This window comes from Lentzea sp. NPDC060358 (assembly GCF_042725365.1).
Lineage (GTDB): Bacteria > Actinomycetota > Actinomycetes > Mycobacteriales > Pseudonocardiaceae > Lentzea.
The window spans coordinates 1-14,332 of the sequence record NZ_JBHXCW010000200.1 but is presented as its reverse complement, the minus strand read 5'-3'; the positions used below and the strand labels follow the sequence as shown (position 1 = coordinate 14,332).

Here is a 14,332-nt window from a genome sequence, read left to right as displayed (position 1 = left end):
GCCGAAGACCGCCCAGACCGGCGAGCCGACGTCCATCGCCCACGCGACGACCACGGCCGTGAGCCCGTAGCCCGCGCCGGTCACCGCGTACATCATCGAGAACCCCGGCGCGTGCGCGCCGACCGGGAGCCGTTCGCGCAACGCGAGGCTGCGCGTCACGAGCACACCGGACTGGAACAACCCGGCCGCCAGCAACGCGCCCGTGATCCCCGGCAGGTTCGGGAACAGCGCCACCGCGCCGACGCAGGTCGCCGTGATGACGAGCAGCACCAGCCCCTGCGTGCGGAACGTGCCCGGCCACGGCTTGAGGCCGTAGAGCACCGCGCCCAGCGCACTGCAGGCGGCGAACCCGGTGAGCAGCGGCCCGGTCCAGCCGATGCCGATCCCCCGGTGCTCGAGCAGTGCCGGCAGCACGAGCTCCGCGACCGCGAGCTGCGCCAGCGCCGCCGCGCTCACGAGGTAGATCGGCCACGCCGACGCCACCACGCTCACCTTCGCCGTGCCGGACCGCGACGTCACGTGCCCGCGCGGCAGGATGAACACGAGCCACGCCGCCACGACGACCAGGCTGACCGACACCACGACCGGTGCGCGCCGGTCGACGCTCAGCGCCAGCACCGTGACCAGCGCCGGTGCGACCGCCCACACGACCTGCGTGATCATGGCGTCGAAGCCCATCGCCTTGGGCACCAGCGCGTCCGGCACCAGCCCGAGCAGCATCGCCCGCAGCCCGCCCGGCGTCGTCGACGGCCCGGCACCCGCGATGAACGCCGCGATCACCAGCACCGTCACGTTCGTGGTGAGCGCCAGCGTCGTGAACGCGGCCGCGCCGACGAGCAGGCCGACCGACAGCTGCCCGCGCATCCGCGACGGGTCCAGGAAGAGCCCGAGCAGCGCCGCGCCGAGGATCTCCCCCAGCACGTGGACGGCCACCAGAGACGCGGCGAGCACGTACCCGCCGGGCAGCCCCCTGGTCAGGAACACCATCATCAGCGGCGTCATGGACATCGGCAGCTTCGCGGCGACCGTGACGACGGCGCACGCGAGCACGTCCCGGTTCGCGAGGTCGCGGTACCCGGCAGCGGAGATCGTCATCTACTCGCCCAGCTCCTGGAAGAGCGTGAGCTGCAGCCCGGCGGGCGCGTTCAGCCGCGAGTTGAGCGAGTTCCACGGCGTGCGCGTGGGTTCCGCGACGACCTCGGCACCGGCGGCCTCGAGGGTGCGGGTGACGCCCTCGGAGTCGGTGACCTCGAACGCGACCCTGATGTGCCCGGCGACGCGCCTGCCCACCTCGACGTCGTCGATGAAGTCCGCGTGCGGCGGGTCGGCGATCTCCAGCGTCGCCCTGCCCGCCTCGAGGATCGTGACCCGCCCGCCGTCGGACGCGAACGCCGCCCGTTGCTCGAGCCCGAGGACGTCTCGGTAGAAACGGAGGGCTTCTTCGTAGTCGTCGGCGGTGACGACCAGGCGGAGCTCACGGACACCGGTCATGGTGACGATCATTTCACTCCGCATGTCAGAACGAGGCGAACCCGGCGAAAAGGCTGACAGGATGGCGCCCGTGCTGAACGGACTCGACGAGGTGGACTGGTCGCGGCTGACCCACGCCTACGGAACAGCCGGCGACGTGCCGGACCAGCTGCGCGCCCTCGCGTCATCCGACGCCGGCGACCGCGGCAAGGCGCTGAAGCAGTTGTACGGCAACATCTACCACCAGGGCACGGTGTACAAGGCCACCGCCCACGCGGTGCCGTTCCTGCTGGAGGTGCTGGCGGCGGGCATCGAGCGGCGGGAGGTCCTGGAACTGCTGGTCGCGATCGTCACCGGGTACGACGAGAACTGGCTGCCCGGCGGCCTCCCGGTCGCGCAGAACCGCCGGCTCGCCGCCGGGGGTGACGCCGTGCTGGCGGCCGGTCCGCAGCCCGGTGACGAGGACTTCGACGAGGACGAGGGCAACAGCGACTACCTGTACGGCCTCGACGAGGACGACCAGGCCAGGGTGTTCGCGCACTTCTGGGTCACCGCCTACGACGCGGTCCGCGCCGGGGTGCCGCTGTTCCGGTCACTGCTGGACGTCGAACCGGTGATGGCCGCGTACGCGCTGGCCTGGTTCCCGGAGGAGGCACCGGGCAGCCTGCGCGCCCTGGCGGAGGTCACCGGGGACGACGCCGCGGTGGCGGCGGCGTCCGTCGCGATCGGGCTGCTCGGCGGGCGTCCCGTGGTGGCGCTCGGCGACCCGCGGCCGCTGGCCCGCTGGGGTGCCGCGATCGCGCTGGCCGGCCCGGACGCGGCCGACGACGTCGTGGAGGAGCTGCTCACCGTCGCGGCCGGCTCGCTCGGCCGCACCGAGGAGGTTCCGTTCCTGGACGGCGACCTCGCGGGGTACGCGGCCCTCGCCCTGCGCCAGACCGGTGACCGGCACGCGGACCGGGTGTTCGACGTGCTGGTCGCACGGCTGCCCGGACTGACCGGCCTCGCGGTGTTCCCGGTGCTGCGGGAGGTCCTGCGGCTGGCGTTCCCCGACGGCGCGCTGACGCCCGGAACCCCTTACACCGCACTGGATTCGCGCCAACGCCGCATCGTCGAGGCGTTGACCGGCATCGAGGGCATCTGGCTCGTCAACCTGAACGAGCACCTGCGCGCGTACGGACTGCCCACCGAGAAGGAAGCCCTGCGCGCCTACGCCTCGACGCGCTGAGGAGTCCCCTGCACCAGCCGGGTCGCGACGACCAGCACCAGCGCGATCCCCGCCGTGACGTGGATGGGTGCCGGGCCGAACGTCGCCGCGAGCACCGCCACCGCCCCGAGCGGCAGCAGGTACTTCCGCGGCCCGTCCTCGCCGGGGCAGTCCTGCACGTACCAGACGAAGAGGAAGAACACCGCCAGCGGCACGGTCGTGAACGCGGCCACGGTCGTGCCCGGCGCGTGCGAGATGTGCAGGTCGTAGTCGACCGACGCGGCGAGCCCGGCGCCGAGCGCCGCGATCGAGCCGAGGATGAACAGGTGCGCGTACCCCCAGAGGAACGCCCTCTTCAGGTCGAGCAGCCGGGCCGGCGCCTCGAAGTAGATCCACCACACCGAGAAGACGATCACCAGTGAGGCCGCGGCGAGCGAGATCAGGTTGACGCCGCTGTCGAAGCCCTTCTGGAACGCGAGCGTGGCCGCGAGGATCGACTCGCCGAGCACGATCAGCGTGAACAGGCCGTGCCGCTCGGCGATGTGGTGCGGGTGCCAGGTCGTGGCCGACGCGCGTTCCGCCCAGGCCGGCACCAGCAGCTCACCGATCATGAACAGCACCCACAGCGGGATCTGCACGGCGGGCGGCGCGACGAGCACCCACAACACCCAGAGCACCTGCATGAACGCGATCCCACCGGCGTAGCGGCGGGTGCAGCCCCGGTGCTCGGGGTTGTCGCGCGACGCCCGCAGCCAGTGCGCGACCATCGCGAGCCGGATCACGACGTACCCGCCGACGACGATCCGGTAGTCCTGGCGCTCGAAGACCGCCGGGATACCGGACGCGACCACGAGCACGCCCGCGATCTGGAGCATCGTGATGATCCGGTACAGCGTGTCGTCGTTGTCGAACGCGCTCGCGAACCACGTGAAGTTGAGCCACGGCAGCCAGAGCGCGAAGAACGCCATGCAGAACGCCATCAGCCCGGCGCCGGCGTGGTTCTCGGAGACGGCGTGGTGCAACGAGGCGGCGGCCTGGGCGACCGCCACCACGAAGCTCAGGTCGAACAACAGCTCCAACGGCGTCGCGACCCGGTGGGCCTCCGCCGTGTCGCGCGCGAGGAGCTTTCGAATCATCCCGGTACCACCATGATCCTTGATTCGCTGAGGTCGAGTGCGACCTGCGTGCCGGGCTGGTAGGCCGCGGCCTGGTTCGACGGCTGGTCGACCCGCAGGACCTGCTCGCCCACTCTGACAGAGATCCGCGTGACAGGCCCCAGGAACGACTGCGTCAGCACGTCTCCGACGATCTTCCCCTCCACCCCGTCGTGGGCGGCGACCCCGATGTCCTCCGGACGGACGATGACGCGCACGTCGCTGCCCGACGGCTGGTCGTGCTCGGCGGGCACCGTGACGCCGTTGATCACGACGGTCTGGCCCTCCGCCTTGGCCTCCACCGAGTTCGTGACGCCGACGAACTGCGCCACGAACGCCGTCTTCGGCTCGCGGTAGACCACGGACGGGGTGTCGAGCTGCTCCAGCCGGCCGTGCGACATGACGCCGACCCGGTCGGAGACGGCGAGCGCCTCCTCCTGGTCGTGCGTGACGAACAGCGTCGTCATGCCGAGCTCCGTCTGGATGCGGCGGATCTCGTCGCGCAGGGTCACGCGGACCTTGGCGTCCAACGCGGACAGCGGCTCGTCGAGCAGCAGCACGCGCGGCTGGATCGCGAGGGCGCGCGCCAGCGCCACGCGTTGCTGCTGGCCACCCGACATCTGGTGCGGGTAGCGGCCGCCGAGGTGCGCGAGCCCGACCAGTTCGAGCAGCTCGTTCGCGCGCTTGGTGTCGCCCTTGCGCAGCTTGAGGCCGAACGCGACGTTCTGCGCCGCGGTCATGTTCGGGAACAGGCTGTAGGCCTGGAAGACCATGCCCATGTCCCGCTTGCTGGCGGGGACCTTCGTGATGTCCTTGCCGCCCACGGTGACCGTGCCGGAGTCGGCGGTCTCGAAGCCCGCGACGATGCGCAGCGCCGTCGTCTTGCCGCAGCCGGACGGGCCGAGCAGGCTGACGAGTTCGCCCTCCGCCAGTTCCAGGTCGAGACCGTCCAGCGCCACGTTGCCGCCGAAGGACTTGCGCAGTCCCTTGAGTTCCAGATGACCCATGTCTGACTACTCCTCGACAACGGTCTGACGGCGCCGTTGGCCGACATACGAGAGTGCGAACAAGAGGACGAACGCGAACAGCAGGCACAGCAACGACACCGCGATGGACACACCCGCGTTGCGCTTGCCGAGCAGGTTGACCTGCACCTGCAACGTGTCGAAGTTGAGCAGCGACGCGATGGTGAACTCGCCGAGCACCAACGCCACGCTCAGCAGCGACGCGCCGATGAGCGCGACGCGGATGTTCGGCACGACGACCTTCCACAGCACCATGACCCACGACGCGCCGAGGCTGCGCGCGGCCTCGGCGAGGGTCTTCAGGTCGATCGCGGACAGACCGGCGTCGATCGCGCGGTAGGCGAACGGCAGCACCAGGATCGTGTACGCGAAGGTCAGCGTCAGCGGCGAGTCGCCGAGGAAGTAGTTCACCCACGCGTAGAGCGGCGCCATGCCGACCACCAGCACGATCGCGGGGATCGCGAGCGGCAGCAGGCACAGGAACTCCACGAGCCGCTGCAACTGCGGCAGCCGCAACCGGATCCACGCCATCGTCGGCACGAGCAGCACCAGCATCAGCACCGCGCTCGTGACCGACAGCAGCAACGAGTTGACGAGCGCCTCCATCAGCCCGTCGTCGTCGATGATGGACGTCCACGACTCGAGGCTGCGGCTGCCCTCCCTGCCCCGCGTGGAGAACTCCGCCATCGCGATCAGCGGCAGCAGGAAGTAGACGCCGAGGACCAGCAGGACGACCGTGCGCAGGACGCGCTGCTTCACTACCGAACCCACTTGGCCACCCTCCGCTGCAGCAGCACGTTCACGCCCATCGCGATGCTCACGACGACCACCATGCCGAGGCCCAGCGCCTTGCCGAGGTTCTCCTGGCCGAGCACGACCTCGCCGGTGAGGAACCCGCGGATCTGCAGCGGAACGATCGGGCTGCCCTGCGAGACGAGCGCGGCGGCCGTGGCGTAGGCGCTGAAGGCGTTGGCGAACAACAACAGCAGCGCGCCGAGGAACGGCGGCAGCAGGATCGGCCCGCCGACGTGCCGCCAGTACGTCCAACTCGTACCGCCGAGGCTCGCGTTCGCCTCGCGCCACTGCGGACGGAGACCGTCGAGCGCGGGCAGGAACACGATGACCATCAACGGGATCTGGAAGAACGTGTAGACGAGCGTCAACCCGGGCAGCTCGAACAGCCACGCGCTGCCCGCGAACAGGTCTATGCCGGCGTTGTCGCGCAGGAACTTCGTGACGAGCCCCTCGAAGCCGACGGTCGCGAGGAACGCGAACGCGAGCGGCACCCCGCCGAACTGCGCGAGCACACCGCTGCCCGCGACGACGACCCGGCGCAGCATGCCGTCCGGGTTGCCGACCGCCACCGCCCAGGTCAGCAGCGCGCCGAAGATCGCGCCGATGACCGCGGTGAGCGCGGAGAGCTCGATGCTGCGCACGAAGGCGTCGAAGACGACACCGGTGAACAACGTCGTGAGGTTGTCGAGGGTCAGCGCGCCGTTCGAGTCCTGGAAGGCGCCGAACAGCACGAGGACCGTGGGGTAGACGAGGAAGGTGCCGGCGAACGCGAGGAACGGCACCGCGACGAGCCAGGCGGCCGCGGAAGGCCGACCGGCGGCCCCACCCTTGATCCTGGTGGAACCGCCGGGGGTCGTCGCCACGGGAGCGACAGCGGTCATCCGATGGCCTGGGCCCAGGTGGCGGTCAGGACGGCCTTGGCCTTGTCGGCCTGCGCCTGCGTCTGGAACACCTGCTTGCCGTCGGTCTTCGGCAGCTTGTCCTTCGCGGCCTTGTCCGCCTTGTCGCCCATCTTGTCCAGGCGCACCGGGCGGGACATGCCCTTCAGGTACAGGTTCTGGCCCTCGTCGGAGTAGAGGAACTCCTGCCACAGGCGCGCGGCCGCGGGGTGCGGGGCGTCCTTGCTGATGGCCTGGTTGTAGTAGCCGCCGATCTGCGCGTCGGCCGGCACGACGACCTTCCAGTCGAGCTTGCCCTTGAGCTTCTCGGTCTGCGCCGCGTTGGTGTAGTCCCAGTCGATGACGACCGGCGTCTGCCCGGACTCGATCGTCGCGGGCGACGGGTCGACCGGCTGGAAGTTGCCGGCCGCCTTGAGCTGCTTGAAGAACTCGACACCGGGCGCGATGTCGTCGGCGGAACCGCCGTTGCCCAGCGCCGCCATCACGACACCGGAGAACGCCGCACCGGCCTGCGTCGGGTCGCCGTTGAGCGCGACCTTGCCCTTGTACTCGGGCTTGAGCAGGTCCTTCACGCTCGCCGGCGCCGGCACCTTGGCGGCGTCGTAGCCGATCGACATGAAGCCGCCGTAGTCGCCGTAGTAGGCGCCGTCCGCGTCCTTGAGCTCCGCGGCGATGTCGTCCCACGTGCTGACCTTGTAGGGAGCGAACAGGTCCTTGTTGGCGAGCGCCACGTTCAGCCCGAGGTCGAACACGTCGGGAGCCCGGTCGTTGCCCTTGAGCTGCTTCGCGGCGTTGATCTCCTCCTGGCTCGACGCGTCGGGCTGCGCCGAGTCGACCTTGACGCCGTACTTCGCCTCGAACGCCTTGATGATCTCGCCGTAGTTCGCCCAGTCCGGGGGCAGCGCGATGACGTTGAGCTTGCCCTCCTTCTTCGCGGCCTCGACCAGCTTGTCCATGCCGCCGAACTCGGCGGCGGACTTGGCGGTCCCGGCGGCACCGGCCGGCGCCTCCTTGGCGGGCGGGGCGCCACAGGCCGCCACAGCCAGCACCAACGCGCCGACACCGATCAGTTTCGTGGTGACGTTCCCTCGCTTCAGCACAGGCGGAGGATTCGCGCGAAAAGCTTTCGTTGTCAAGCCAGCCGCGCCGGTTGAGACCTTCTCGACTCCAACCGTGAATTCTCGGTGGCTCACAGGTTGCTGCTGAATGCTTTCCGAGCTTCGCCGAGGTGCCGGGGCCCGATCCCGGTGCCGGGGTCGACGTGGACGAGCGCCGTGGTCAGGTGCCGTCGCTTGTGGACGAACTCGTCCACCGGCAGTCCCACCAGCCGCCGCGCACCGCTCCAAGTGGATCCGCGACCACCGCCCGCCGAGCCGCCGCGAGGTCGCCCGCCTCGGGGTGACAACCGGTGAGTCACGCGGCCCGAGTGGTCGAGAACGCCGCCTCCTGTTCGTATGAGCGGCATGTTCACCGAACAGGAGATCGCCTACCTGCGTTCCCAGCCCCTGGCCCGCCTGGCCACGACCAACGAGGACGGCGGCCCCGACGTGGTGCCGCTGGCCTTCGAGCACGACGGCACCCACTTCTGGGTGGGCGGCACCGGCGACCAGGTCCTGCGCACCCGCAAGTTCCGCAACATCACCGCGGGCCGCCGCCAGGTCTGCCTGCTGGTCGACGACCTCGTGTCGCTGACACCTTTCATCGCGCGGGCGATCCGCGTCTACGGCACGGCCGACGACCCGGTCGAGCGCACCGGCCTGGTCGGCCCCGGCTTCTACAGCCGGATCACGCCGACCAGGGCGTGGGCGTGGAACATGGCGGGCGAGCCGGTGGGCGAGGCCTGGTACGAGCCCCGCAGGTCATGAGGCGCGGCGGGCCGAGCACAGGGCCGAGCCGCCCCACCGCGCCCCGTACAGCAGCCCCGGCAGCAGCCGGCGGAACCGCAGGTGCACCTCCCCCGCCCGGTCCACCGCCCGCTGCATCCCGCCCGGCTCGCCGTCCGACCGCATCAGCACCCCGTCGAACGTGCGCACGATCCGCTTGCTGTCCCGCTCGAACCGCAGGCGCAGGTCGAAGGTGTCGCACGGCCGTTCCGGCACGTGCAGGACGCACGGGTGCATGGCGTCCCGGCTCAGCAGCCGGTAGCGGATGGCGAAGTCGTGCGTCTGCCCGCGCATCAGCGGCTCGGCGGTCACGAGCGTGAAGCCCGGCCGTTCCAGGCCGTTCCTCCTCTGCAGCGTGCCCCCGTACAGCAGGTGCACGTCCACGTCCCGCGAGCGCGCGGGGAACACGGAGGAGAACTCGATCGAGCCGACGCCGTCGTGGTCGGCGACGACCTGGTAGCGCTCCAGCACCTCGGGCTGGCCGTGGTCGAGCGTCACCGCCACGGCCAGTTCCGCGACGTGCCAGTCGCCCACGTCGCGGCGGGTCGTGGTGGCCGCGAGGTCGGCGAGGTGGTCGACCGCGTCGTCGACGCGGCGGCGCACGGTGCGGGCGTCGCGGTCGATCTCCGCCGCGACCCGGGCGACGCGCTCCCCGTAGAGCGGCTGCCGGGTTTCGGGGGCGAGGCCGAACGCCGCCCGCGCCGGCAGCTGGAGGTCCTCCGGCAGCTGCTCGACCAGCTCGCTCAGCCGGGTGACCAGCTTCTGCCTGGCGGTGACGGACCCGTCGTTGCCCGTGATCCCGCACGAGGCGGCCAGTGCCGGACCGATCTTCTCCAAGAGCCTCGGGGCGTGCACACCCCGTCCCTTGCGCAGGGTCTTCAACTCGCGGACCAGGTTCGCCGTCATCTCCGCTCTCCCTCCTCGTGCCCGTTCACGTGCGGCGGAGCAAGGGTGCGTCGGCCGTGTGGACGAGAAGTGGACACGCCGTGGATCCGTCACACGTGGTCCGGCCGCAGGACCGTCCGCGCCACCGACGACGCCAGCGCGATGCCCAGCCGCACACCGTCGCGGCCGAGGAAGACCCGCGAGGTGCCGATGCGGTCGAGCACCTGCTGGTCGACGACGCCGAGACCGAACGCGACCATCTCCGGGCACGACGCCGTCCCGGTGAGCCGTTCCAGCGCCTCCGGCCAGGTCTGGTCGGTCGCCCTTCCGTCGGAGACGAAGAACAGCACCGGGCGCCGCACCCCGACCCGTTGCGCCTTGAGCACTTCCACGTCGCGCTCGATGACGGTGCGCACGAGCGTGAGCGCCGCCCCGAAGTCTGACCCCGACTCCTGCCGCGGCCGGATCGGCTCCGCCGGGTCGAGTGCCGGCGTGAGAGGCCGCATCACCAGCGGTCTGTCCGCGAAGACCACGACGCAGAGCCGGACCTGCGCCGCGGGCCGCCGTTCCGCGTGCACCACACCGCGGAACTCGCGCATCCCGGCGTTCACCTCGTCGAGGTGGTCGTTCATAGAGAACGAGACGTCGCAGACGATGTAGCAGGGCAACACATCGGGCACCATCGATCTCCCCCTCGGCACTTTGCCTGACGGGACCACCGTTATCGGATCGCGTTGATCAAACGTGGACAAAAAGGGGATACATCGACACGTCGGCGGCGCATCGCGCGACATTCCACCCAGACAGGAGTGCCGACACCGAGGAGGACCGTGTGGAGTTCCGGATGCTGGGTCCGCTGGAAGCATGGCACGGGGAGACCCGCATCCCCCTCGGGGACCTGCAGCAACGGTTCGTCCTCGTCGTGCTCCTGCTGCACGCGAACAAACCCGTGTCACCCGAACGGCTCACCGAGATCGTGTGGCCCGGCAAGCCCGACCGCCGGACCCTGGTCCGCAGCTACATCAAGAGACTCCGCACCGCGTTCGAGCCCACCGACGCGGAGATCGAGACGACGCCCACCGGGTACGTGCTGCGCATCGACGACGACCGGATCGACGCGGTGAGGTTCGGCCGCCTGTGCGAGGAGGCGGCGAGAGCCGTGCAGGACGACGACCAGCACCGCGCCGTCGACCTGTTGCGGACCGCCGTCGGCCTGTGGCGCGGGCTGTTCCTGGAGGACATCGACATCGACCGGGTCGGCGGCGTCTCCGTGATCTCGCCGGCGGAGAGCTACGGCGACGCGGTGGGAGATCTCGCCGAACTGGAGCTCGTCATCGGTGACCACCGGTCCGCACGCGACCGCATGCGCCGTGCGCTCCCGACCGATCCGGCCAGCCAGCGGTACGCGGAACTGCTGATGCGGGCACTGATCGCGGGCGGCGACGGCGTGAACGCCATCCGGGTCTACAAGACGACCTGCGACGCACTCGAAGAAGCGGGCTACGAACCGGGATCGGCGCTGCGCAAGCTCGCGGCCCTGGCGGAGCGCGGCGCTCCGGTCAGCTCGCTGCCGTCGCGGCCCGGCGGGTTCACCGGCAGGGCCGGCGAGCTGGCCACGATCGCCGCGGCCGCCTCCGGTTCGGACGAACGACGTGCGGTGTGGATCAGCGGCGCGCACGGCACGGGCAAGTCCGGGCTGGCGGTCGAGGCCGCGCACCGCCTCCGCCAGCGCTTCCCGGACGGCCAGATCCTGGTGCGGCTCAACGGTTTCACGCCGAACGTGGCACCGATGTCCGTCTCGGACGCGTTGACCCAGCTGCTCACCGAGCTGGGCACGCCCGTGGAGCAGATCCCCGACACCGTGGGGCGGAAGGCGAGTCTCTACCAGTCCCAGCTCTACGGCACGAGAACCCTGGTGGTCCTGGACGACGCGACCTCGCCCGAACAGATCCGGCCGCTGCTGCCCGAGACGCGCGACTGCTTCGCCATCGTCACGAGCAGGAGGATGGGCGAGCCGGACATCAGCGAGCACGTCCGGCTGGCACCGATGCCGCCGGAGGACGCGTCCACGTTGTTCCAGAGGCTCACCGGTCATGCCCGCGTCCACGGCAGGACGGCGGACGTGGCCGGGCTGGTGAAGCGGTGCGGCTACCTGCCGGTGTCGATCACGGTCGCCGCCGCGTTGCTGCGCAAGCACGACAGGTGGTCGCTGGACCACCTGCTCGGGCTCATGGACGACAGCGGTGCGTGGCGGGAGGACAGCGCCGCGATCCTCGTGTCCTACCAGCAGCTGGACGACCGCGAGCGGCACGCGTTCCGCCTCTTCGGCCACCTCACCGGCCCCGACGTGGACGTTGTCGGCGCGGCGGCGCTGATCGGTGACGACGTCGCCGGCGCCCGCCGGGTGCTCCACGACCTGCACGAGGTCTGCCTGCTGGAGGAGGTCGCCCCCGACCGCTACCGCGTGCTGGACTCCATCAAGGAGTTCGCGGCCGCCCAGCCGTCCGAAGCCGCCGCGGCGCAGCTCCGGCTGCTCGACTTCTACCTCGTCACCCTCGCGAACGCGGTCGGCACCGCGTACCCGTTCGACCGCGCCAACCAGCCGTGCGCGGACCGGACGAGCCCGCTCGGCCTGCGGTTCGACGACAGGGCCCGGGCGGTGTCGTGGATGAACACCGAGCGCGACACCCTGTCCGCCGCGATCAGGCACGCGGGCACGCACGGCCTGGTCGACCACGCGTGGCGGCTGGCGGTGCTGGTCTGGCGGCACCACCACACCGCGAACCGGTTCGCGGACTGGGTCGAGGCCATGGAACTGGCCAGGGACGTCCTCTCCACCGCGCACGACCCCTACGGCGAGGCGCACGTGCTGCTCCGCCTCGCGACCGCCGAGGACCGACTCGGCAGGCACACCGAGGCGCTGGGCCTCGCCGAGCAGTCCCTGCTCCGGTGGCGCGAGCTCGGCGACGTGCGCGGCGAGGCGACGAGCCTGTGCACCGTCGGCCTCTGCACCATGCAGCTCGGCAGGCACCGCGAAGCGATCGCGCAGTTCGAGTCCGCGCTGGAGAAGTACGAGCAGTGCGGCGACCGGCGGGGCCAGGCGCACGCGCTGAGCCAGCTCGGGTACCTGCACGAGCAGCACCGCGAGCACGAGCTCGCGCTGCGGCACCACAGCACGGCCGTGGAGATCCTCCGCGAGATCGGTCACCAGCGCGGTCTGGCCCACGCGCTCAACAACCGGGGTGCGATCCGGCAGCACCTGGGCGTGCTGGACGAGGCGATCGCCGACCACTTCGAGGCGCACGAGATCGCGGAGGAACTGGGGGACGCCGTCGTGGTCGCGTACGCGCTGACCAACATCGCCGACGCGTACCGGCTGGCCGGGAAGTTCCCCGAGGCGCTGCACCACCACCGGCTCGCGTCCGAGGCCGCCGGTGGACTCGACGACGCGGACCTGGCCGCGCGGTTGTGCCGCGACCAGGCCGCCACCGCGAGCGACGCGGGCGACCGGCCGGCGGCGCTGAGGCTCTACCAGCAGCTGGTCGACCGCGCGACCGGCACGGGCAACCGCACCCACCGGTCCCACGGCGAGATCGGGGTGGCGCGGACGATGCACGCGCTCGGCCGGCACGCCGAGGCGGTCGAGCACTGGCAGGCCGCCGAGGCGGTGTTCGCCGAGCTCGGCCAGCCGGAGGCGGAGGAGGTGCGGGCCGAACGGGCGGTGCTGGCCTGCGCCTGCGGTCAGCGGTGAGCCAGCAGGCGCTTGAGCTCGGGGTAGACCTCCCGCACGGTGCCGTGGTTGTGCCACCGGCCGAGAGTTCTGGCCAGCTGCCGCAGGTCGGTCCGCACCGTCGCGGAGTCGACGTGCGCGACGTCGCCGAAGGTGTCGGCGAGGGTGCGGCAGCTCTGCTCGACCTCGCCCGACAACGCGTGGGCCAGCGACCGCCGCGTGCCGAACCTGGCCCTGGTGCGGCGTGAGCCGGCGGGCACCGACGCGAGCTGCCGGTCGAGCACCGCGGCCGCCTCGGCGTTGAGCCCCAGGTCCGACAACGCCCATCCCCTCGCCAGCTCGAGGGGATCGGGGGCGCTGGAACCGAGCGCGGGGTACGGGCTGTCCTGCGCCGCGGACTCCATCAGCTGCGCGGCGCGGCCGAACGCGCTCTCGGCGGCGTACCGGTCCCCGGCGAGGGCGTGTCCCTGCGCCTCGCGGCGCGCGGCCAGCGCGAGCACGCGCGAGCCGGCCCTGCCGATCCACTGCGCCTGCTGGGCCAGGCCGATCGTGCTCGGGGCGTCCTGCCGGTAGAGCGCGACGCCCGCCTCCCTGACGAACGCGTAGGCGGTGATGTCCGGATCGCCCGCCGCGCGCGACAGTTCCGAGGCCTGCCTGGTCCACCACAACGCGTTCGGCTCGTCGCCGGCCTCCTGGCTCATCCAGCCGGTGTACTCGGCGATCCGGGCGGCCAGGAGCAGCAACCGGGTGCCGACCGGGCCCGTGTTCTCCCGCGCGAGTCCGTGCACGGTGTGGTGCAACGCCTTCAGCGGTTCGAGGACCACCACCGGGCTGGTCCGCAGACCGAGTTCGCGCAGCTGCTCGAACGACGTGCGCATGCCCGCGATCACCTGCTCGTCCGGCACCGGTCGCGCCCCGCCACCCGTGAGCGCCCCGACGCCGAGCATCGTGCCCGCCACGAGCACCTGCCGGCGCCCGAGCGCCGGACCGCTGCGCGCCGCGGCCTCGACGAGCCGCCCGCCGACGTCGAGGACGCCGTCGCACAACCGCGCCACGGTCGGCGTCGGCGGTTTGAGATCGTTCTCGATCTTGCTGAGGTACCCCTTGCTGTAATGGATCAGCTTCGCCAGCTGCCCCATCGACAGCCCGGCGGCGATGCGGTGTTCGCGCAGTTGTTCACCAAACGTTTCAGCCACGACTGCCTCCAACTCCGGCGTCAAACGAGTACATCAGCACAATCTTCGCCGCGCAATCGCCCCGGCCATTTTCACCATTGGCCGGGGC

The 14,332-nt window shown here is 71.1% G+C and carries 14 protein-coding genes; 3 read left to right on the top strand and 11 right to left on the bottom strand.

From position 1 onward, the window contains the following. On the bottom strand, positions 1 to 1,095 hold a 1,095-nt coding region (locus tag ACFWGZ_RS31435), incomplete at its 3' end, for an MFS transporter (RefSeq protein WP_382455211.1). Further along, a complete protein-coding gene (locus ACFWGZ_RS31430) occupies positions 1,096 to 1,491 on the bottom strand; it encodes a VOC family protein (RefSeq protein ID WP_382455210.1) in 396 nt (131 codons plus the stop codon). 70 nt (positions 1,492 to 1,561) lie between these two features. On the opposite strand from ACFWGZ_RS31430, the gene ACFWGZ_RS31425 reads away from it, so the two are divergent. Further along, positions 1,562 to 2,698, top strand: coding sequence for a hypothetical protein (locus ACFWGZ_RS31425; RefSeq protein ID WP_382455209.1), 1,137 nt, complete (start codon positions 1,562 to 1,564; stop codon positions 2,696 to 2,698). Here ACFWGZ_RS31425 and ACFWGZ_RS31420 read toward each other — a convergent pair. The 6 genes from ACFWGZ_RS31420 to ACFWGZ_RS31395 all read right to left on the bottom strand — a co-directional run bounded on the left by ACFWGZ_RS31420 (position 2,680) and on the right by ACFWGZ_RS31395 (position 7,874). Beyond that, a complete protein-coding gene (locus ACFWGZ_RS31420; RefSeq protein WP_382455208.1) occupies positions 2,680 to 3,813 on the bottom strand; it encodes a low temperature requirement protein A in 1,134 nt (377 codons plus the stop codon). The genes ACFWGZ_RS31425 and ACFWGZ_RS31420 overlap by 19 nt on opposite strands. Then, positions 3,810 to 4,838: an ABC transporter ATP-binding protein gene (locus tag ACFWGZ_RS31415; protein ID WP_382455207.1), complete on the bottom strand. Its 1,029-nt coding sequence runs from the start codon at positions 4,836 to 4,838 to the stop codon at positions 3,810 to 3,812. The genes ACFWGZ_RS31420 and ACFWGZ_RS31415 overlap by 4 nt, the downstream gene beginning before the upstream one ends. A gap of 6 nt (positions 4,839 to 4,844) precedes the next feature. Then, a complete protein-coding gene (locus ACFWGZ_RS31410) occupies positions 4,845 to 5,627 on the bottom strand; it encodes an ABC transporter permease (protein WP_382455206.1) in 783 nt (260 codons plus the stop codon). Beyond that, positions 5,615 to 6,532, bottom strand: coding sequence for an ABC transporter permease (locus tag ACFWGZ_RS31405; protein WP_382455205.1), 918 nt, complete (start codon positions 6,530 to 6,532; stop codon positions 5,615 to 5,617). Before ACFWGZ_RS31405 ends, ACFWGZ_RS31410 begins: the two co-directional genes overlap by 13 nt. Further along, complete coding sequence (locus tag ACFWGZ_RS31400) at positions 6,529 to 7,650, bottom strand: ABC transporter substrate-binding protein (protein WP_382455204.1); 1,122 nt, start codon at positions 7,648 to 7,650, stop codon at positions 6,529 to 6,531. The genes ACFWGZ_RS31405 and ACFWGZ_RS31400 overlap by 4 nt, the downstream gene beginning before the upstream one ends. 89 nt (positions 7,651 to 7,739) lie before the next feature. Further along, the gene (locus ACFWGZ_RS31395) at positions 7,740 to 7,874 is read right to left on the bottom strand and encodes a hypothetical protein (RefSeq protein ID WP_382455203.1); all 135 of its coding nucleotides are present in this window, start codon (positions 7,872 to 7,874) and stop codon (positions 7,740 to 7,742) included. 139 nt (positions 7,875 to 8,013) lie between these two features. On the opposite strand from ACFWGZ_RS31395, the gene ACFWGZ_RS31390 reads away from it, so the two are divergent. Then, entirely contained in the window at positions 8,014 to 8,415 is a 402-nt protein-coding gene (locus ACFWGZ_RS31390) for a PPOX class F420-dependent oxidoreductase (RefSeq protein WP_382455202.1), read from the top strand. Here the strand turns inward: ACFWGZ_RS31390 and ACFWGZ_RS31385 are convergent. Both ACFWGZ_RS31385 and ACFWGZ_RS31380 read right to left on the bottom strand, forming a co-directional pair. Further along, entirely contained in the window at positions 8,410 to 9,339 is a 930-nt protein-coding gene (locus ACFWGZ_RS31385) for a hypothetical protein (RefSeq protein ID WP_382455201.1), read from the bottom strand. The two genes, ACFWGZ_RS31390 and ACFWGZ_RS31385, sit on opposite strands and share 6 nt — an antisense overlap. Positions 9,340 to 9,428: 89 nt before the next feature. Further along, the gene (locus ACFWGZ_RS31380; protein WP_382455200.1) at positions 9,429 to 10,001 is read right to left on the bottom strand and encodes a VWA domain-containing protein; all 573 of its coding nucleotides are present in this window, start codon (positions 9,999 to 10,001) and stop codon (positions 9,429 to 9,431) included. A 149-nt stretch (positions 10,002 to 10,150) separates the two neighbouring features. On the opposite strand from ACFWGZ_RS31380, the gene ACFWGZ_RS31375 reads away from it, so the two are divergent. Then, the gene (locus ACFWGZ_RS31375) at positions 10,151 to 13,069 is read left to right on the top strand and encodes a tetratricopeptide repeat protein (RefSeq protein ID WP_382455199.1); all 2,919 of its coding nucleotides are present in this window, start codon (positions 10,151 to 10,153) and stop codon (positions 13,067 to 13,069) included. Here ACFWGZ_RS31375 and ACFWGZ_RS31370 read toward each other — a convergent pair. Continuing rightward, on the bottom strand, positions 13,060 to 14,244 hold the full coding sequence (locus ACFWGZ_RS31370; RefSeq protein WP_382455198.1) for a multiprotein-bridging factor 1 family protein: 1,185 nt from the start codon (positions 14,242 to 14,244) through the stop codon (positions 13,060 to 13,062). The two genes, ACFWGZ_RS31375 and ACFWGZ_RS31370, sit on opposite strands and share 10 nt — an antisense overlap. Between the last annotated feature and the right edge of the window lie 88 nt (positions 14,245 to 14,332).